The sequence below is a fragment of the Streptomyces sp. NPDC037288 genome, from assembly GCF_055603265.1.
The window spans coordinates 42,375-60,354 of record NZ_JBVJVY010000019.1 but is presented as its reverse complement, the minus strand read 5'-3'; the positions used below and the strand labels follow the sequence as shown (position 1 = coordinate 60,354).

The window sequence follows — 17,980 nt, the reverse complement described above, 5'->3', positions numbered from 1 at the left end:
GCGCTTTATCTGACGGAGCGTCAGAGTATGGCGCACCGCAGGAAAGGGGAAGCGCATGAGCGAGGACACCCGCGGCGCGCTGTACGGCGAGCTGGCCGCCGTCGGCCCGTACGGCGTCCACCCGGGCCACGCCCTGATCACCATGGTCGAGCCGCACCCCGGCCACGAGTACGCCTACAACCGCTGGTACGAGGACGACCACTACTACGCCGGCGCGATGGCCATGCCCTGGATGTACGCCGGCCGCCGCTGGGTCGCCACCCGGGACCTGCAGCTCCTGCGGTATCCCGAGAAGTCGGCGGTCGCCCGGCCCGTCACCACCGGCTGCTACCTCTCCACCTACTGGATCACCGACGGACGCTACGACGACCACATGAAGTGGACCGTCGCCATCAACAAGCGCCTGAACCGCGACGCCCGTGTCCACCACGCCCGCACCCACGTCTTCACGGCCTTCCAGGACCACGAGACGACGGTGTACCGGGACGGCGCGGCCGGCCCCAGGGACTTCCACGCCCTCGACCACCCCTACGCCGGGCTGGTGCTGGAGGTGATCGACAGCGAGTCGGCCGGGCAGCGGGCCGAGCTGCTGCGGTGGCTGCGCGTCCGGCACCTGCCGAAGCGGCTGCCCGGCTCCCCGGCCGCGATGGTGACCGTGTTCCGGCCCACCCCGCTGCCCGGCGACCGTATGACCTACGTCCGGCAGGTCGAGGGCGTGGACACCCGGCTGACCCTGCTGTGGTTCCTGGAGGAGGACCCGCGGGAGTGCTGGGAGGACCACTTCACGGGTCTGGACGAGCAGGTGGCCGGGTCGGGGCTGGGGAGGCTGGAGCTGATCGCGCCGTTCATCCCCACGGTCCCGGGCACGGATCGTTACGTCACCGAACTGCGCGGCTGATCATTTCAGCGCGTCAGGGCACGGAGTACCGCGAGGCAGCTGGTACGGCGCCGCCAACCTGTACGTCCCGGCCCGCGGAGCGAGCAGCATCGTCCACTTGTCGCCCTTGGCGTCCTCCGGCGTCTCCATCAGACACCCGTTGACGTTGACGTACGTCTTCGCCTTCGTCTCCTGCGGCGCCTTCAGGCTCTTGCCGTGCTCGTCGACGACGCTCAGCCACGGCGAGTACGGGATCCTGATCAGGATCCGCCCGGCCTTGCGCACCCGCAGCGTCATCTCCCCCTGCCCGGCGCGGTCCACCACCGCGTCCGGCTCGGCGAGCGGCGTCGGATCGGTCACCTGGAACAGCTGCCAGTTGGCGTCGCCCCAGACCTGCTTCAGATACGGCATCCCGCGCCGGAGCAGTTCCACCTCACGCTCGCCGCCGTCGCCGTCCGGGTCGTCCTTCGGCAGGACGACGAAGTGGATCGCCCAGCGCTGCAGCCACTCGTGATAGTTCGCCGAGTTCAGCGTGTCGTCGTAGAAGAGCGGATTGCGCTCCATGTCGGCCTGCCGGTTCCAGCCGCGCGCCAGGTTGACGTACGGCGCGAGCGCGGACGCCTCCCGGTGCGAGCGGGCCGGGACGACCTCGACGCGGCCCTTCTCGGCGCCGGCCTTCTGCAGCTGGTGGACGAGCGGGGCGAGCTCCCGGGCCCAGGACGCGGCCGGGGTCGTGTGCATGATGTCGTCGACCGTCTTGAAGCCGATCCAGCCGACGAAGCCGAGGAGCGCCAGCACGGTCGTGTACCACTTGCGCGACTTGCGCACCGTGAACGGCAGGGCGGCGATGAGTGCCGCCCCCGCGAACAGCATCGGCAGCCGCGAGATGTTCGACCCGATCTGCGAGCTGATCAGCCAGACCAGGAGCACGCCCACGCTGTAGACGGCGGCGGTCAGCCGGACGGTCACCCACTCCTTCGGCACCAGGAAGAGGCACAGCAGGCCGTAGAGCAGGGGCAGTACCACCGACCCTATGGTCATCGGCTGGGTGCCCGAGAAAGGGAAGAGGAAGTAGGAGGCGGCGACCACCGCCGTCGGGGCGAGCCCCAGCGCCCAGGCGCCCGGCCGTCGCTTCTGCAGGAACAGCGAGGCCGCGACCAGGCCCACGAACAGGCCCGACACGGGCGAGGCCATGGTGGAAAGACCGGCCAGGGGAGCGGCCACCGCCGCCTTCGCCCAGCGTTTGTACCGCCACCGGTACGGCCAGCAGAAGACGGCCCCGACGGCGCCGAGCGCGAACATCGTGCCGAGAGCGAAGGTCACCCGGCCCGAGATCGCGTTGCACAGCAGCGCGAAGATCCCGGCGAGCGAGGCCCACAGCGGGTTCTTCACCGCCCGGCTGCGGATCATGACCAGGGTCAGCAGGCCCGCCGAGACGGTTCCGGCGATCATCATCGTCGTACGGACGCCGAGGACGGCCATCAGGTACGGCGACACCACGCTGTACGACACCGGGTGCATACCGCCGTACCAGGCGAGGTTGTACGCCGAGTCCGGGTGCCGGCCGACGAACTCCGCCCAGGCGTCCTGGGCCGCGAGATCACCGCCGCTGTTCGCGAAGGTGAAGAACCAGATGATGTGGAGGACACCCGCGAGGGCCGTCATGGACAGCACGGGGTGGCGGAGCAGCCGCTGCCGCAGGGGCTCGGCGGCGACGAGGAGGCCCGCGAGTCGGCGCGGCGGGGTGCCGGGACGATCACGGTCGGTAGCGCCGCCCGGGCGGTCGGTGTGACCGCCGGGCAGGCCCGTACGACCGTCCGGCAGGTCGGTGCGACGCTCCCGGTCAGCTGTGGACAGGCGTATTCGCGGGCCGGATCCCGAGCCCGGATCGGCGTCGTCGGCGCGTGTCGGCTCCGCTGTTGCCACCTGAAGGCACTCCCCGTGTCCCGTCTCTTGTTCTCGGCCGTGGTCCGTGGTCTGCCGGCCGCTTCTGTTCCCGGCCGGGTTCCCTGGTGTTCCCGGCAGCTTTCCGTTCAGTTCGCGGTCGTGTCCCGTGACCGGCGACCTGCCCCGATTCGTGACGCTAGCACGCAGCCCGCCGCGGGGCCCCCGGGTGGGGGCGCTGCGGACGGGCTGCGCGGGGCGGACGGGGCGCGGTGCGATCAGCCCAGGCGGGTCAGCTTGGCGCCGAAGCCGGGCTCGGTCAGGTCCTTCTGCAGGGCCACCGGGACCTTGACGGCTCCGGCCGTACCGTCACCCACGGTGAGCATGCCCACCTTGGTGCCGGTCTTCGCGGTGTGCGGCACCTTGCCGGAGGTGAAGGACAGCTTCACCTTCAGGCCCGCCCAGCCGACGGCCGGGACGTCCTTGGTGAGCACGACCGGGGTGTGGCCGCCGAGCTGGTCGTCCACATAGCCGACCACGTCGCCCTGCTTCAGGATTTTCGAGGACGTCAGCGCGTCCTGGGCGGCGAGCAGCGCGGTCTTGCTGACCCGGTTGACCGTTTTGAGGATCGACGTCCCCTGGTGCTGGCCGAGGATCGCGCCGACGATCGTCACCGTCTCGCCGCCGACCTGCCTGCGGGAGGCGAAGAGCAGATTGCCGCCGGCCGCGGTGGTGCTGCCGGTCTTGATGCCGATCGCGCCGATCAGGTACGGCAGATCGTTCACGTTGTTCCAGTTGTGGCCGGAGGGGTCCGTCCAGCTGGCCGCGCTGGTGATGGCGACCAGGGCGGGGTTCTTGACGACCGCGCGACCGAGCTTCACCTGGTCCTCGGCGGTGGAGACGGTCGTCTCCTTCAGGCCCGAGGGGTCGGTGTACGTCGTGTTGGTCATCCCCAGGTCCCTCGCGGTGGCGTTCATCTTCTTGACGAACGCCCCCTCCGAGCCCACGTCCCAGCGCGCCAGCAGCCGGGCGATGTTGTTCGCGGAAGGGATCATGACGGCCGACAGGGCCTGCTTCTCGGTGAGGTACTGGCCGGCCTTGACGGTGTTGAGCGTGGACTCGCCGCCGCTCTTGTCGTAGCCGCCCTCCTTCTCCGCCTGCGGGTCCACCGGGATCCTCGGGCCTTCCTCGCCCGGCTTGAGCGGGTGGTCCCGGAGGATGATGTAGGAGGTCATGGTCTTGGCGACCGAGCCGATGGCCACGGGCGTCTGCTTGCCGAAGTGACCCATCGTGCCGATGCCGTCGCCGTCCATCCAGCCCTGTCCCTCGCTCGGCCAGGGCAGGTTGGTCGTGCCGTCGAAGGTGTAGCTGTCCTTGGCGGTGAGCGCGAGGGTGGGGGACGGCAGCGGGCGGAGGGTCTGTACGACCGCGAAGATGATCGCCAGGAGCAGGACCAGGGGGGTCCAGATCTTGACCCGGCGCACGATCGTGCGGACCGGGGTCTCCGGGGGCGGGGGCGTGTTCGTCAGCTCCGCCAGGAGGTCCAGCGGGGGCTTCGGGGGAAGGGGCTGCTGGGTGGTGCGCTCGGGGCCGATCTGGGGGACGGGGGTGGTGGCGTCCGGCTTGGCGGCGGGCTTGGCGGCGGGCTTGGTCGCCGGCGCGATGTCGTTTTTCAGCGCGACGAACTTGCTGGTGCGCTCGGGGTCGGACTCGGGGGCCTTGGAGGTCCTGGGTGTGTCCGGCTTGCTGCCGAGCTTGAGCATGGTCGTCGGCTGGTCGACCTGCGGGGCCGGCTTGGGCGATATCGCCTTGAAGACGGTGGTGGGCTGATCGATGGCGTCCGCCGCCTCGGCTTCGCCCTCGGCGTCGGTGTCGTTCCCACCCGCACCACCCGTGCGGGTCTCGTTGCCGGCCGCGGGCGGCCCCTGCGGGTCGTCCCCGCCGTCGGCGTCCTCAGGCTCATCCCCGGCGCCGTCCGCCTCGGCTCCGCCCTCGCGGTCCCCGGCCTCCGCGTCGGCGTCGCGGTCCCCGGCCTTAGTCCCGGCGTCGCGGTCTTCGGCCTTGGCGTCGGTTTCGCCATCGCGGACCTTGGCCTTCGCCTTGGCGTCGCGGACCTTGGCCTTCGCCTTGGCGTCGCGGTCTTCGGCCTTCGCGTCGGCGTCGCGGTCTTCGGCCTCCACGCCGGCGTCGCGGTCTTCGGCCTTCGCGTCGGCGTCGGCGTCGCCGTCCTCGGCTTCCTTCGTCTCTGCTTCGCCTTCGGCGGCCTCTGCCTTCGCGTCGGTCTCCGCGTTGCCGTCCGTGTCGGCCGCGGAGTCCGGTTCCGCCTTCGCCTTCGCTACCGCGTCGGCCTTCTCGCCGTCCTCGTCCGTGGACTGACCGGTGTTCGGCTTGGCGTTCGCGTCCGGCTTCTTCTCCGCCTTCGCCTTCGCGCCTGCGTCCGCGTCCGCCTTCGCGTCCGCCTCCGTGTCTGCCTCTGCCTTCGCGTCGGCCTTCTCGGTGTCGTCGTCGGCCTCGTTCCGCTCGGCCTTGGGCGCGTCCGTGGCGGCCGAGTTGTGCTTGGGGTTGTCCGCGGCACGTACCCATGCCGAGACCGCGTCGCGGAGGGCGGTGTCCTCCTCAGGGGTTTCTCGTACCGACAGGATCGTCGTCGCGGTGTCCACGCGGCCGGAGGAGGAATCCTTTTCGCGGGAGACCGCGAGGCGCGGATCGCGGGCCTCGGGAACCGGGCCCGCGGTCCCCGACGTCGGTTCTACCGACGACTGACGCTGCTTCGACCTGTCGGGGGACTCGCCCGCCACCGATGCCTCCTCCATGCGCCGCACGCCCACGCGCGCGCCCTGTCCGAACCATGTACCAGTGTCCTGTGTGGGGGCTTGGCCCCTGCGGTAGACGAGAACGACATACCTACCGGTTCCCTCACGAACCGGTCACGCACCCTCGACAGACCAATGTGAGAGGGGTCACCCTGTCATTCATCCACGCGGGGAGGCATGGATGGGCAGGAGCCGCAGAACACTTCCGGAGGAGCTTCTGTTGCTCGCACTGGACCCGGCCACGGGTACCACTGCGCAGCCGCAGTCGCTCGACCTCGGTCTGGCCGGAGCACAGCTAGTGGAGCTGGCGCTGGCCGGACGGATAGCCCCAGACGGGGATCGTATCGCCGTGGTGGTGCCACGGCCGACTGGAGATCCGACTTTGGACTGCGCGTTGGAGTTGCTGCGACGGCGTGGCGCTCCCGTGCGGGCTGTTCACTGGATCGGCGGGCCCCGGCTGGGGCTCCGTCAGACCTACCTCTCGCATCTGGAGCGCTGCGGCATGGTGCATGCCGTGGCCGGTCAGATGTGCGGGGTGCTGCCGACGACTCGCTATCAGGCGACGGACAACGAGATCAGCCGGGAGATCCGAGGCCGGCTGGACTCCGCGATCCGCACCGGCGTACCGCCGGACCCGCGGACCGCGGCGCTCGCCGCCCTGGCACACGCCGTCGGACTCGGCAAGCATCTGTATCCCGGGAACGAGGGCAGGTCCTCGCGGTCCCGGCTGCGGGACCTGATCCGGCATGACCCCATGGGGGGTCTTGTCGCCCATGCCGTCATGGACGTGCAGAACGGTGCTGCCGCGCAGCCACGCCGTGGACCGGCCGCCACCGGTCGGCAGGGCGCGGCCGGTGCCAGGTCCGCGCCGGAACCCGCACGCGGGGTTCCGATGCAGCCGCACCATGGATCCATGGCACGTGCCGTGGCCCACTGAGCCGTACCCCGGTCCCCCAAGCCCGGTTCGGGAGCCGCTGGTCCGAGCGGGGCGGTGAGATCCTTCGCGGTCTCGCCGCCCCGCTCGACTGCTTCCGGGGACCCCATCGGGTGGCGAGCCGTGGCGAACTGACGCGTACGCGCCGCATATCCACCATTTGCCAGCGGTAGAAAGCACCTTGGTGGCAGTCTGCTCAGCAGCAGATACGGAAAGTGTCAAGCAACAGGCAGGCAGCCGGAGGTGCACGTCCCGTGGCGTCCAATGTCAATCCCACCGTCAGGCGGCGCCGGCTGGGCCAGGAGCTGCGCAGGCTCCGTGAGCTCAAGGGCATGACGGCCGAGGAGGTGGCCGAGCGACTGCTCGTGTCGCAGTCGAAGATCAGCAGACTGGAGAACGGCCGGCGCAGTATCAGCCAGCGCGATGTGCGTGATCTGTGCGGCGTGTACGAGGTCGAGGATCAGCGGATCGTCGACTCGCTGATGGAGATGGCGCGGGATTCGCGGCAGCAGGGGTGGTGGCACACCTTCGGGGACATCCCGTACAGCGTCTACATCGGGCTGGAGACCGACGCCGAGTCGCTGCGGGTGTACGAACCCCAGCTGGTGACCGGTCTCTTGCAGACCCCTGCCTACGCGGAGGCCCTGGTGCAGGGCGCGCTGCCGGAGACGTCGACTGCCGAGATCGAGAAGCGGGTCCAGGTGCGCATGCGCCGACAGGAACGTATCACCGCCGAGAACAACCCGCTCCGGCTCTGGGTCGTGCTCGACGAGGCGGCGCTGCGCCGGGTCGTCGGCAGCAAGCTGGTGATGCGCGAGCAGCTGGAGCATCTGATCGAGATGTCCCAGCTGCCGCACGTCACCGTGCAGGTGCTGCCGTTCGAGGTGGGCGCGCATCCGGGGCTCAACGGCCAGTACGCGATCCTGGAGTTCACCGACGCGGCCGACTCCAGCGTGGTGTACCTGGAGGGCGTCACCAGCGACCTGTACCTGGAGAAGGCCCAGGACGTGCAGAAGTACGCCGTGATGTACGAACATCTGCGGGCGCAGTCCCTCAATGTGGAGCAATCCCGGCAGTACATTGCGAAGGTGGCCAAGCAGTACGCGGAATGAGCCGGTGGCATGGAGGGCGCCGGATCGTACACCGTCGGTGGGCTTCAGTGGAAGGCCCACTGGAATATGCCATCCGGTTGAGTGAACGACTGCTCCAGCAGTGGCAGTTGCCCGGTAGCGTCGATCACGCCAATCAGACGACAAGGTTGGCGTGAACCGCACTACCGCAACTCGCAACAGGAGTGGACATGGCACTGATTCAGGGCGCTTCGGAGACGTGGATGAAGTCCTCCTATTCCGCGGGCAACGGCGCCTGCGTCGAGGTCAAGTCGCCCACCGACGCCGCCGCCGAGCTCGCCGTCCGTGACTCCAAGGTCCTCGAGGGCCCGACCCTGGCCTTCCCCGCCGGCGCGTGGAACGCCTTCGTGGCCTCGGTCAAGGCCTAGGGGGCCCTCCCTGACCTTCGTCAGTAAAGCCTCCCCGAGGAAGACAACTTCACAAGCACCACCAGAAGAGCCCTCTCGACCAGTCGCCGTCCTTGCCGAGAGGGCTCGGTCACGCCCGGCGGCTCCGGCCGGTCACCGCACCGGGAACGCCACGTCGCACACCGGGTCGTGCGGGCCCGCCACATCCCAGTCCGCGAAGTAGATCTCGCGGCAGGGCCCGGCCATCCGAAGGCCCTCGCCCGCCATCCACTGCTCCACCGCTTCGAAGGCGGCCAGGATCTGCGGGTGGGCCACCTGGGCCTTGGTGATCCGCGTGTAGGCCAGCCGGGCCGCCGGCTCGACCCGTGCCGTCGTCTTCCAGGCCCGTCCCCGCTCGGCGGCCCACGCCCGCGCCGCCGCCTCGTCCGCCACCGGCACACAGGACTCGGCCGGGCCGTCGCTCTCCATCGACACCTCGGAGTGGTAGACCACGAACGGCGCCCCGGTCATGCCGCCGCACTCCCGCGCCGCCGCCTCCAGCCGCCCGAACGACGCGCCGATCCACGTCGGCAGCTCGTCGGCCAGGGTGTGCCGTGACTCGGTGATCACCACCTGCGCCGGCACGTCCACGGTCTCGATCACGAACTTCTCGTACATCTCGGAGCTCCTCCCCGACAGCCGTCCACGGAGGTACTCGGCGAGCGTCCGCTGCCCGGCCACCCGGGCCTCCACGTCCGCCCAGTAGGCGGCGAGCCGGCCGGCGGCCTCGGTGCCCCCGGCCCCGAGCACCTCGGCGATCCGGGCGAGCGGCATGTCCAGCTGCCGCAGCAGGGCCACGAGCCGGGCGCGTTCGGCCTGGTCGGCGCGGTAGTAGCGGTAGCCGGTCGCCTCGTCGACGTGCGCGGGGGCCAGCAGACCGAGCCGGTCGTACAGGCGCAGCGCCTTGGCCGACAGCCGGGCCCGCGCGGCGAACGCGCCGATGGTGAGCAGGTCGTCGTCCACGATGCCATCCTCCGTCACCGGGCGGCTCTCTCCGCCCGGTGACAGGGACGTTCGGCCCTGCCCCAGGGACAAGGTCAAGCCGGCTCAGGCGAGCTGGGCCTCGATGGCCGTGACGACCGCGTCCGACTCCGGCTCGGTCTGTGGCGAGAAGCGGGCGACGACCTGGCCGTCCCGGCCGATCAGGAACTTCTCGAAGTTCCAGCGGATGTCGCCGCTGTGCCCCTCCGCGTCCGCGAAGCCGACGAGCCGCTCGTACAGCGGGTGCCTTCCCTCGCCGTTCACCTCTGCCTTCTCGGTGAGCGGGAAGGTCACGCCGTACGTCGCCGAGCAGAACTCGGCGATCTCCTCGGCGGTGCCGGGCTCCTGCCCGAGGAACTGGTTGCAGGGCACGCCGAGCACGGTGAAGCCGCGTGCGGCGTAGCGTTCCTGCAGCTTCTCCAGGCCGGTGTACTGGGGGGTGAGCCCGCACTTGGAGGCCACGTTCACGATGAGGATCGCCTTGCCGGCGTATTGGGCGAGGTCGGCGGGGCCGCCCCGCAGGGCGCCGATCTCGACGTTCAGTACGTTTGTCATCCCTGGATGCTAGGCGTTCCGCGGGGTGGGACCGTCACGGGCCGTCTTTCGGCTGCGGGCCGGCGGGGGCTGGCCGCGCAGTTCTCCGCGCCCCTCAGGGCCGTTCCGCCGCCGGCACCCGCTTTGGTGCCTCCACCAGGGCATCCCCGGCCGTCGTCCTCGCGTACAGCACCGACCGCCCAGCCCGACGCCGCTCCAGCAGGCCCGCATCGCGCAGCACCTTCAGATGGCGGCCCACCGAGCCCAGGGTCTGGCCGGTCACCGCCGTCAGGTGGGTGGTGCTCATGGGGGAGGCGAGGAGGGTCAGGACCTCGGCCCTGGCCGCGCCGAGGAGCGCGGCCAGGGCGGACGGGGCGGTTGTGGTCCCGCTGTCGGCGAGGGCGCCGGAGCACGGGTAGACCGCCGCGTAGCGCACCCCGTCCTCCCAGGCCACCCAGCCCGCCCGCTGGACGGTCACCGGCACGAAGACCAGCTCGGCGCCGGAGATCTCACGGGGCGGGTACTCGTGGAGGTTGATCTGGAGCCGGTTCCCGCCGAGCCACCGGGTGCGTCCGGGGCGCAGGGCGTCGAGCACGCTCACCCAGCCACCCCGGCTCACCTGCGCGGTCCGGGCGACCACGTCCGCCTCCAGCACCCGGCGCCGCCGCTCCCAGGAGGGCCGTACCGTCTCCTGCCACACCCACTCCAGGAGTACGGCCGCCCGCTCGGGCAGGTCGTCGCGGTCCAGCTCGGCGGGGAGCGGGCCGGCGAGCGCGGTGCGCAGATGGGCGCGGGCCGCGTCGGGCGGGGCCGCGCGCACGCGGGCCACCTCGTCGGGGAACCGCTCGCCGTCCCGGGGCGTCGGCGTCAGGAAGTCGGCGATCCAGTTACGGCCGAGGCCTGCCCGTACCAGCCGTGCCGTCACCGGGTCGGCCCGCAGCCGCGCCCGGTAGGCCGGCAGGTGGTTGCGCAGCCACCGCTGCTCCCCGGGATGCGCGGCGTCCCCCGCGTGCAGCAGCTTCAGGCAGGCGAAGGTCTCGGCGAGCGGCGAGATGACGAACCGGCTGTGGGCGAGCGTGTCCGCGTTGAGCTGCCACCAGCCCATCCCGGCACCCCCTCACGGCCGTACGGCCTTTCGCGCTGTGTCGAAACAATAACGAGCCGCGTGCGCGCCGCCCGAGACTCCGGGGCATGCCCGGTTACCGATCCCTGTTCCGCACCCCGGAGTTCAGCCCCCTCCTCCTCGGCTCGGCGGCGCAGACCGCCGCGCAGACCGTCGGGGGGCTGGCCCTGGCCACGCTCGTGTACCGGGCGACCGGCTCGCCGCTGCTGTCGGCGGTGAGCATGTTCGGTCCCTCGCTCGCCCAGGTGCTCGGCGCCACCCTCCTGCTGTCCGGCGCCGACCGGCTGCCCCCGCGTACGGCGCTCGCCGCGATCGCGCTTGTCTTCGCGGCCGGGACGGCGGTGCAGGCGCTGCCCGGGCTGCCGGTCGGCGCGGTCTTCGGCGTCGTGCTGGCGCTGGGGCTCGTGGCCTCGCTCGGCGGCGGGGTGCGCTGGGGGCTGCTGAACGAGGTCCTCGGCAAGGACGGTTATCTGCCGGGGCGTTCGCTGTTCCACATGATGAGCGGGCTCATGCAGGTCGCCGGGTTCGCCACCGGCGGTGCCCTGCTCACCGCGCTCTCCCCGCGCGTGTGTCTGCTGTCGGCCGCGGCCCTTTATCTGACGGCCGCGCTGGTGCTGCGGCTCGGGCTGACCGCCCGGCCGCCCCGGGCCGCGGGCCGTCCCTCCGCCTCGGCCACCTGGCGCACCAACGCCCTGCTGTGGTCGTCCCGCCCGCGCCGGCTCACCTACCTGGGCCTGTGGCTGCCCAACGGAATGGTCGTCGGCTGCGAGTCGCTGTACGTGTCGTACGCGCCGCACGCCGCCGGCACGCTGTTCGCCTGCGGTGCGTTCGGCATGTTCGCGGGGGACGTGACGGTCGGACGGCTGCTGCCGCCCGCAGTACGGCGCCGGCTGGCGACCCCGCTCCTGCTGCTGCTCGCCGCGCCGTACCTGCTGTTCTGGGCGTATCCGCCGCTGCCCGTGGCGATGGTGTGCGCGGCGGTCGCCTCCGCCGGGTTCGGTGCGAGTCTGGTCCAGCAGGAGCGGCTGATGGCGCTGACGCCGGGCGAACTGGCGGGTCAGGCGCTGGGGTTGCACTCGGCCGGGATGCTGACCCTGCAGGGGGTGAGCGCGGCGCTGGCCGGGGCGGTGGCGCAGGTCACCTCGCCCGCCGTGGGGATGACGGTGATGGCGGCGGGCTCGGTGGGTGTGACGCTGGCGCTGGCTACGGCCGGTCGTCGGTCTCCTGTGCCGGAGCCGGAGCCGGAGCCGGAGCCGGAGTCGGAGTCTGCCGAGGCACGTTGAGGTCGGCGTCGATCTTCTGCACGGCCCGGTCGAAGTAGCGGAGCAGTTCGACGGGGAAGGGCATGACGAGGGTCGAGTTCTTCTCGGCGGCCACCTCCACGACGGTCTGGAGCAGACGCAGCTGCATGGCCTCGGGGGTGTCGGACATGATCCTGGAGGCGTTGGCGAGCTGCTGGGCCGCCTGGAACTCGCCGTCGGCGGTGATGACCCGGGCCCGCCGCTCCCGCTCGGCCTCGGCCTGGCGGGACATGGACCGCTTCAGCGACTCCGGCAGCTGGACGTCCTTGATCTCGACTCGGTCGATGTGGATGCCCCAGCCGGCGGCCGGGCTGTCGATCATCAGGGCCAGTCCCTCGTGCAGCCGCTCCCGGTCGGAGAGGAGGTCGTCGAGGTCGCTCTTGCCGATGATGGAGCGCAGCGAGGACTGGGCGACCTGGCCGACCGCGAAGACGTAGTCCTGGACCTCGATGGCCGCGCGCACCGGGTCGGTGACCCGGAAGTAGACGACGGCGTCGACCTTCACCGACACGTTGTCCCGGGTGATGCCCTCCTGCGTGGGCACCGGCATCGTCACGATCTGCACGTTCACCTTGCGCATCCGGTCGGCGAACGGGATGAGGAAGGTGACGCCGGGCTGCCGGTGGGCCGGCAGCGCCTTCCCCCAGCGGAACACCACCCCGCGCTCCACCTGGTTGACGACCCGCATCCCGCTCTTCAGCACGAGCAGCAGGAGCAGCACTACGACGACCACTGCGACGACGGTGCCTTCCATGGCACTCCCATCTCCGACGCGTTCTTCGTCCGGTACAGGACAACGGGGAGGACACCACGGCGGGGGCCGGCGGATGCGGCCGGGGCGTCAGGGAAACGTAAAGAAACCCGGGCGCCCCCCTCCTCGGGCCTGTCGCCCGGCTGACCGGGCCTCCAGCGGGCCTGGAGCGGGACCGGGCAGCGTGGGGGTAGTCGGGCCCCCGGAGCCGGGTGGCCGTTGTCACTGAGGGGAGACGCCGTGTCCCAGGCGGTCAGGAATACGTACGCGCAGGTCTCCGGGGAGGTCTACGCCGAGGTCCGGACGTTCTACGCATGGCAGATGCGCCGGGTCGACGCGCTGGACATCGAGGGGTTCGCCGCCACCTTCACCGAGGACGGGGAGGTCGTGCACGCGGGCGGGGCCGTGCAGCGCGGGCGGGAGGAGATGCTCGCGGGGATGCGGGCCGCCCTGCCCCGCTACCGCGACATCGCGGTACGGCACTGGTTCGACCACGTGCTGATCGAGGCCGACCCGGTCGACGAGGACACCCTGCACGTGTCGTACTACTCGCTCGTCACCCAGACCGACCGCGAGGGCAACGTCGCCTTCGAGCCGACCTTCACCGTCGAGGACGAGCTGGTGCGCCGGGGCGGGGTCCTGTACACCAGGCGCCGGGTGATCCACCGCGACACCCCCGTGGAGCCGCCCGTGCACGCCGGCTGAGGCCTTGAGCGGGAACGACAGACGGGGATGCGCCGGACGGTCGTACATCGTCCGGCGCATCCCCGTGGCGCTGTCCGGGTGGTTCAGGCGTGGCAGGCGGGCAGGCCGCCGTGGAAGGCGACCATCTCCTTGAAGGACGCCACCACGTCGAGCCGGGCGCCCGGGGCCAGGCCCCGCTGTTCGGCGTAGGCCCGGTGCAGATTGCCCACCAGCCGCTCGGCGTCGACCAGGGCGGCGAACTCGCCGAGGTCGGCGCGCTCCGCGGCCTCGAGCGGAGTCAGGCCGGCCCGCAGGCCGTCCGCGGCCAGGCTGCCCAGCAGCCGCAGATACGCCTCCGTGAAGTCCAGCAACTCCGGTCCGCCGACCGGTCCGTGCCCCGGGACCACCGTGCGCGGACCCAGCGCGCGCAGCCGGCGCAGAGCCTCCAGCGAACCGCTGACCGAGCCCATCAGGACGTACGGGGTGACCCCTGACCACACGACGTCCCCGGTGAACAGCACCGCCCGCTCGGGCACCCACACGACCACGTCGTTCGCGGTGTGCGCGGGGCCCACATGGAGCAGCTCGGCCCGTGCGCCGCCCGTGTGCAGCGTCAGCGTGTCCTGGAAGGTGAGCGACGGCAGGGTGAGCGGTGTCTCGCCCCACTCCACCTGCGGCCACAGTCCGCGCAGGTGCAGCCCCGCCTCCGCGCTGTCCGCCCGGGTCCCGGCATGGGCGACGACCTGCGCCCGGGGGGTGAACTGGCCGTTGCCGAAGGTGTGGTCACCGTGGAAGTGGGTGTTGACCACGAAGTCCACCCCGCCCGGCACGGCCCGCTCGACGGCCTCGCGCAGCCGCCGGGTACGGGCCTCGGTGGCCGCCGTGTCGACGAGGACCGCGCAGTCCTCGCCGACCACCAGCCCCGCGTTGTTCACACACCATCCGCCGCCGGGCTGCACATACGCGTACACCCCGTCCGCCACCTGCTCCAGCGACGGCGCCGCCTGGACCGGAGCGCTCATGCGGCCCTGCCCCGGTCCGTCGCGGCCCGGCCCGCCGGGTGGTCCGGGCGGCGGAACTCCTGTGGCTTGTTCGTGGACGCGGCGAGCAGCGTGCCACCGGTGTCGGTCATCGTGGAGACTCCGTCTCTCGGTCGGTGGGGATCAGTAGTTGCCCAGGCCCCCGCAGACGTTGAGCGCCTGCGCGGTGATGGAGGCGGCGGTGTCCGAGGCGAGATAGCCGACCAGGCCGGCCACCTCCTCGGGGGTGGAGTAGCGGCCCAGCGGGATCTTCGCGTTGAACTTCTCCTGGATGTCCTGCTCGCTGACGCCGTAGTGGTCGGCGTAGCCCTGCCGGACCCGCTGGGCCATCGGCGTCTCGACGTAGCCGGGGCACACCGCGTTGACCGTGATGCCGGTCTGGGCCAGCTCCTTGCCCACGGCCTTGGTGAAGCCGACCACGCCGTGCTTGGACGCGGAGTACGGGGCGGCCAGCTCCACGCCCTGCTTGCCGCCGGTGGAGGCGATGTTGACGATGCGGCCCCAGTCGCCGTCCCGCATCCGGCCGGTGCTCAGCACCTCGCGGGTCACCCGGAAGGTGCCGTTGAGGTTCGTGTCGATCACGTCGAGCCACAGCGCGTCCGGCAGCTCGGCGGTGACCCCGCCGCCGCCCCGGCCCGCGTTGTTGACGAGGATGTCGATCCGCCCGTACGCGGCCACCGCCGCCTCGACGGCGGCCTTCACCTGCTCACTGGAGGTGACGTCGCAGACCGTGCCGGAGACCTCCAGGCCCTCCTCACGCAGCCGCTTCACCACCGTACGCACGCTCTCCTCGCCGCGCGCCACCCCGAACACCGCCGCGCCCCGCCGGGCCAGCAGCTCGGTCACGGCGAGGCCGATCCCGCTGGTCGCGCCGGTGACGAAGGCAACCCGTCGTCCCGCTTCTGTCATCGTGCTCTCCCAAGAGGTCGTGGGGCCCGGACGGGACGACGGTGACCGGGGGGCCTAGGACGCGGCTCGCCTCCGACCAGAGCGGGTACGGGCCGCGCCCCGCTGACGGGCGCGGGGCCGGCCGCCGCGGGACGGCATCACGGGGACCCCCTATCGCGCCACTACCAGGGGTCCGGCGCCTGTCGAGTGCCGCACGCCAGCGTGGGCGGACCCGCAGCCGCTGACGAGGAGGACCCGTGCCCGAACAGACGCAGACCATCCCCGACGTACGCAAGTCGGTGACCGTCGAGGCCAGCGCAGCGGACTGCTTCCGCGTGTTCACCGAGCGGCCGGCCGACTGGTGGCCGCCCTCCCACGTGCTGGTCAAGAAGGAGCGGGCCGGGCTCGCCTTCGAGCCCGCAGTGGGCGGGCGCTACTACGAGTGGGACGTGGCCGGCACCGAGATCGCCTGGGGAAGGATCCTCGAGTGGGAGCCGGGCCGCAGGCTCGTCATGACCTGGCGGATCGACGGCGACTGGCAGTCCATCACCGACGACGAGCGGGCCAGCGAGATCGAGGTCGACTTCGAGCCCGTCGACGCCGGGCACACCAGGGTCTCCCTCGCCCACGTCAAGCTGCACCGGCACGGCGAGGGCGCCGAGCGGATCTTCCGCGCCCTGGACGGGCCGAGCCCCGGGGAGACCCTGGAGCGCTTCGCGGACGCGGTCGCGCGAGGCGTATGAGGAATCGCTGAATCCGCCGGACAGCTGCTGACGGGGCGCAGCTCCCGGCCCGAAGACCCCAGCCGCCATGTGCCGTTCCAGGCCATGGCGGCTCTCGTCTGCGGCGCGCCCGCCGGCTGCGCGGGCGTACCACCGGCCGGGTCGGCGGGGCCCGGCAGCCGTCCGGTCCGCCGCGGGTGCGGCGTGACATGCCCGCCGCCCACAGCCGTTGGCTCTGCGTACGAGACGGCGGCCCGCCGCCCGGACGTCCCGCCGCGGTGGGCCCCGTGCCGCCTTCGTGCCGCCTCCGGCCCGTTGACCACGCGGGCGGGAGGGTCCCCACCCGGCCTCGATCGGCCCTCCAGCCGCCGGTCCTAGCTTCCGGGGCATGCGAGGAATCATCCTGGCCGGCGGGACCGGCTCCCGCCTGTGGCCGATCACCCAGGCTGTGTCGAAACAGCTCATGCCGGTGTTCGACAAGCCGATGATTTACTACCCTCTGTCCACTCTGGTGCTGGCGGGCGTGCGGGAGATCCTCGTCATCACGACGCCGTCCGACCGGAACTCCTTCGAACGGCTGCTGGGTGACGGCGCGCATCTGGGTCTGCGGATCCAGTACGCGACGCAGCCCAGGCCCGGAGGCATCGCGCAGGCGTTCCTGATCGGCGCGGACTTCATCGGTGACGAGCCGGTGGCGCTCGTCCTCGGCGACAACATCTTCCACGGCGTCGGCCTCGGGGAGAAGCTGAAGGCGCACTCCTCCCCGCGCGGCGGTCACGTCTTCGCCTACCCGGTGGCGAACCCGAGTGACTTCGGTGTCCTGGAATTCGACCGCGAAGGGCGCGTCCTCTCCCTCGAGGAGAAACCCGCGCGACCGAAATCGCGATACGTGGTCCCGGGGCTCTACTTCTACGACAACCGCGTCGTCGACATCGCCAGGTCCCTGCGACCCAGTGCCCGCGGCGAGTTGGAGATCACCGGGGTGAACCAGGCGTACCTGCGCCGCGGCGAGCTCACCTTCACCATGCTCGACCGCGGCACCTCGTGGCTCGACACCGGGACCTTCGCCTCCCTGGTGCAGGCGTCGGAGTTCGTCCGGGTGGTCGAGGAGCGGCAGGGACTGAAGATCGGCTGCGTGGAGGAGGCGGCCTGGCGCAACGGGCTCATCAGCAACGACCGGCTCCGCGAGCTCGCGCAACCGCTCCTGTCCAGCGGCTACGGGGCGTACCTGATCGGGCTGCTCGACACCGCCGAAGAGATCCGGCTGCCGGTCCCGGTCGGCGCCGGCGCCCTCGGGTGACAAGGAGACCTGATGAACTTCGAAGAGCTCGGCATCGAGGGCGTCCACCTCGTCAGGCCGCGGATGTTCGGCGACCCGCGCGGTACGTTCCTGGAGCTGTTCGTCGGCCACCGGCTGTCCGCGGCGACCGGCCGTCCGATGGACGTGGCCCAGGTCAACTGCTCGGTGTCACGACGCGGCACGATCCGCGGAATCCACCTCACGGCGGCCCCGCCGGGTGAGGCGAAGTACGTGACGTGCGTGAGCGGCGCGATCGTCGACGTCGTCGTCGACGTCCGCGTCGGCTCGCCCACCTACGGCGCGTCCCTCGCGATCCCGCTGGACGACGAGCAGCGGCACGCCGTGTACATCCCCGAGGGGCTCGGCCACGGGTTCGCGGCGGTCAGCGACACCGCGGTGGTCACGTACCTGTGCGACAACGTCTACACCCCCGGGAAGGCGATCTCGATCAACCCGTTGGACCCGCAACTCGCCCTGCCGTGGCCCGCTATGGACGACGTCGTCCTGTCCGACAAGGACCGGACCGCACCGACGCTGGCGGAGACGGAGGCCCTCGGCGTGCTGCCCGATTACGCGGACCTCAGCGCCAGGACACCGATCGGTCCGCGCGGATGACGCGGCGGTCATCCCCG

The 17,980-nt window shown here is 71.4% G+C and carries 17 protein-coding genes; 9 read left to right on the top strand and 8 right to left on the bottom strand.

All coding sequences use genetic code 11. The annotated features are described in order from the left end of the window. Window positions 1-55 precede the first annotated feature (55 nt). The gene (locus tag ACZ7GZ_RS21850; RefSeq protein ID WP_471026531.1) at window positions 56-898 is read left to right on the top strand and encodes a hypothetical protein; all 843 of its coding nucleotides are present in this window, start codon (window positions 56-58) and stop codon (window positions 896-898) included. Here ACZ7GZ_RS21850 and ACZ7GZ_RS21845 read toward each other — a convergent pair whose 3' ends face one another. Further along, the gene (locus ACZ7GZ_RS21845; RefSeq protein WP_471026528.1) at window positions 899-2,803 is read right to left on the bottom strand and encodes an MFS transporter; all 1,905 of its coding nucleotides are present in this window, start codon (window positions 2,801-2,803) and stop codon (window positions 899-901) included. Between the two features lie 236 nt (window positions 2,804-3,039). Further along, window positions 3,040-5,574 carry a D-alanyl-D-alanine carboxypeptidase gene (locus ACZ7GZ_RS21840; RefSeq protein ID WP_471026526.1) on the bottom strand — a complete coding sequence of 845 codons (2,535 nt, stop codon included), beginning with the start codon at window positions 5,572-5,574 and terminating at the stop codon, window positions 3,040-3,042. A gap of 181 nt (window positions 5,575-5,755) precedes the next feature. Between ACZ7GZ_RS21840 and ACZ7GZ_RS21835 the strand changes: the two genes are divergently transcribed. From ACZ7GZ_RS21835 to ACZ7GZ_RS21825, 3 genes are all read left to right on the top strand, one after another. Continuing rightward, entirely contained in the window at window positions 5,756-6,511 is a 756-nt protein-coding gene (locus ACZ7GZ_RS21835; protein WP_471026524.1) for a GOLPH3/VPS74 family protein, read from the top strand. A 251-nt stretch (window positions 6,512-6,762) separates the two neighbouring features. Next, window positions 6,763-7,620, top strand: a complete 858-nt coding sequence (locus ACZ7GZ_RS21830; RefSeq protein WP_450794333.1) for a helix-turn-helix domain-containing protein — start codon at window positions 6,763-6,765, stop codon at window positions 7,618-7,620. A 188-nt stretch (window positions 7,621-7,808) separates the two neighbouring features. Then, complete coding sequence (locus ACZ7GZ_RS21825; protein WP_471026521.1) at window positions 7,809-8,006, top strand: DUF397 domain-containing protein; 198 nt, start codon at window positions 7,809-7,811, stop codon at window positions 8,004-8,006. A gap of 132 nt (window positions 8,007-8,138) precedes the next feature. Here ACZ7GZ_RS21825 and ACZ7GZ_RS21820 read toward each other — a convergent pair whose 3' ends face one another. The 3 genes from ACZ7GZ_RS21820 to ACZ7GZ_RS21810 all read right to left on the bottom strand — a co-directional run bounded on the left by ACZ7GZ_RS21820 (window position 8,139) and on the right by ACZ7GZ_RS21810 (window position 10,644). After that, the gene (locus ACZ7GZ_RS21820) at window positions 8,139-9,005 is read right to left on the bottom strand and encodes a MerR family transcriptional regulator (protein ID WP_471026519.1); all 867 of its coding nucleotides are present in this window, start codon (window positions 9,003-9,005) and stop codon (window positions 8,139-8,141) included. Between the two features lie 66 nt (window positions 9,006-9,071). Next, complete coding sequence (locus ACZ7GZ_RS21815; protein ID WP_471026517.1) at window positions 9,072-9,560, bottom strand: glutathione peroxidase; 489 nt, start codon at window positions 9,558-9,560, stop codon at window positions 9,072-9,074. Between the two features lie 94 nt (window positions 9,561-9,654). Next, window positions 9,655-10,644 carry an ArsR/SmtB family transcription factor gene (locus ACZ7GZ_RS21810; protein ID WP_471026515.1) on the bottom strand — a complete coding sequence of 330 codons (990 nt, stop codon included), beginning with the start codon at window positions 10,642-10,644 and terminating at the stop codon, window positions 9,655-9,657. A gap of 86 nt (window positions 10,645-10,730) precedes the next feature. Here ACZ7GZ_RS21810 and ACZ7GZ_RS21805 point away from each other — a divergent pair, with 86 nt between their 5' ends. Continuing rightward, complete coding sequence (locus ACZ7GZ_RS21805) at window positions 10,731-11,945, top strand: MFS transporter (RefSeq protein ID WP_471026513.1); 1,215 nt, start codon at window positions 10,731-10,733, stop codon at window positions 11,943-11,945. On the opposite strand, the gene ACZ7GZ_RS21800 is transcribed toward ACZ7GZ_RS21805, so the two are convergent. Continuing rightward, the gene (locus ACZ7GZ_RS21800) at window positions 11,866-12,717 is read right to left on the bottom strand and encodes a slipin family protein (RefSeq protein WP_471026510.1); all 852 of its coding nucleotides are present in this window, start codon (window positions 12,715-12,717) and stop codon (window positions 11,866-11,868) included. The two genes, ACZ7GZ_RS21805 and ACZ7GZ_RS21800, sit on opposite strands and share 80 nt — an antisense overlap. 237 nt (window positions 12,718-12,954) lie before the next feature. Between ACZ7GZ_RS21800 and ACZ7GZ_RS21795 the strand changes: the two genes are divergently transcribed. After that, complete coding sequence (locus tag ACZ7GZ_RS21795) at window positions 12,955-13,419, top strand: nuclear transport factor 2 family protein (RefSeq protein WP_471026507.1); 465 nt, start codon at window positions 12,955-12,957, stop codon at window positions 13,417-13,419. Window positions 13,420-13,502: 83 nt separating this feature from the next. Here ACZ7GZ_RS21795 and ACZ7GZ_RS21790 read toward each other — a convergent pair whose 3' ends face one another. Together ACZ7GZ_RS21790 and ACZ7GZ_RS21785 are read right to left on the bottom strand one after the other, a co-directional pair. Continuing rightward, window positions 13,503-14,420, bottom strand: a complete 918-nt coding sequence (locus ACZ7GZ_RS21790) for an MBL fold metallo-hydrolase (protein WP_471026504.1) — start codon at window positions 14,418-14,420, stop codon at window positions 13,503-13,505. 141 nt (window positions 14,421-14,561) lie between these two features. Next, on the bottom strand, window positions 14,562-15,347 hold the full coding sequence (locus tag ACZ7GZ_RS21785) for an SDR family NAD(P)-dependent oxidoreductase (protein WP_471026502.1): 786 nt from the start codon (window positions 15,345-15,347) through the stop codon (window positions 14,562-14,564). 236 nt (window positions 15,348-15,583) lie between these two features. On the opposite strand from ACZ7GZ_RS21785, the gene ACZ7GZ_RS21780 reads away from it, so the two are divergent. The 3 genes from ACZ7GZ_RS21780 (at window position 15,584) to ACZ7GZ_RS21770 (ending at window position 17,963) form a co-directional block, all read left to right on the top strand. Then, entirely contained in the window at window positions 15,584-16,069 is a 486-nt protein-coding gene (locus ACZ7GZ_RS21780; RefSeq protein ID WP_471026499.1) for an SRPBCC family protein, read from the top strand. Window positions 16,070-16,436: 367 nt separating this feature from the next. Beyond that, window positions 16,437-17,348, top strand: coding sequence for a glucose-1-phosphate thymidylyltransferase RfbA (gene rfbA / locus ACZ7GZ_RS21775; protein ID WP_471026498.1), 912 nt, complete (start codon window positions 16,437-16,439; stop codon window positions 17,346-17,348). Between the two features lie 12 nt (window positions 17,349-17,360). Beyond that, window positions 17,361-17,963, top strand: a complete 603-nt coding sequence (locus ACZ7GZ_RS21770) for a dTDP-4-dehydrorhamnose 3,5-epimerase family protein (protein WP_471026495.1) — start codon at window positions 17,361-17,363, stop codon at window positions 17,961-17,963. Window positions 17,964-17,980: the final 17 nt, after the last annotated feature.

Coding starts and splice junctions, on each gene's coding strand:
- ACZ7GZ_RS21850 (WP_471026531.1), top strand. CDS start 56: ATGAGCGAGGACACCCGCGGCGCGCTGTACGGCGAGCTGGCCGCCGTC.
- ACZ7GZ_RS21840 (WP_471026526.1), bottom strand. CDS start 5,574: ATGGAGGAGGCATCGGTGGCGGGCGAGTCCCCCGACAGGTCGAAGCAG.
- ACZ7GZ_RS21835 (WP_471026524.1), top strand. CDS start 5,756: ATGGGCAGGAGCCGCAGAACACTTCCGGAGGAGCTTCTGTTGCTCGCA.
- ACZ7GZ_RS21825 (WP_471026521.1), top strand. CDS start 7,809: ATGGCACTGATTCAGGGCGCTTCGGAGACGTGGATGAAGTCCTCCTAT.
- ACZ7GZ_RS21815 (WP_471026517.1), bottom strand. CDS start 9,560: ATGACAAACGTACTGAACGTCGAGATCGGCGCCCTGCGGGGCGGCCCC.
- ACZ7GZ_RS21810 (WP_471026515.1), bottom strand. CDS start 10,644: ATGGGCTGGTGGCAGCTCAACGCGGACACGCTCGCCCACAGCCGGTTC.
- ACZ7GZ_RS21805 (WP_471026513.1), top strand. CDS start 10,731: ATGCCCGGTTACCGATCCCTGTTCCGCACCCCGGAGTTCAGCCCCCTC.
- ACZ7GZ_RS21800 (WP_471026510.1), bottom strand. CDS start 12,717: ATGGAAGGCACCGTCGTCGCAGTGGTCGTCGTAGTGCTGCTCCTGCTG.
- ACZ7GZ_RS21790 (WP_471026504.1), bottom strand. CDS start 14,420: ATGAGCGCTCCGGTCCAGGCGGCGCCGTCGCTGGAGCAGGTGGCGGAC.
- ACZ7GZ_RS21785 (WP_471026502.1), bottom strand. CDS start 15,347: ATGACAGAAGCGGGACGACGGGTTGCCTTCGTCACCGGCGCGACCAGC.
- rfbA (WP_471026498.1), top strand. CDS start 16,437: ATGCGAGGAATCATCCTGGCCGGCGGGACCGGCTCCCGCCTGTGGCCG.
- ACZ7GZ_RS21770 (WP_471026495.1), top strand. CDS start 17,361: ATGAACTTCGAAGAGCTCGGCATCGAGGGCGTCCACCTCGTCAGGCCG.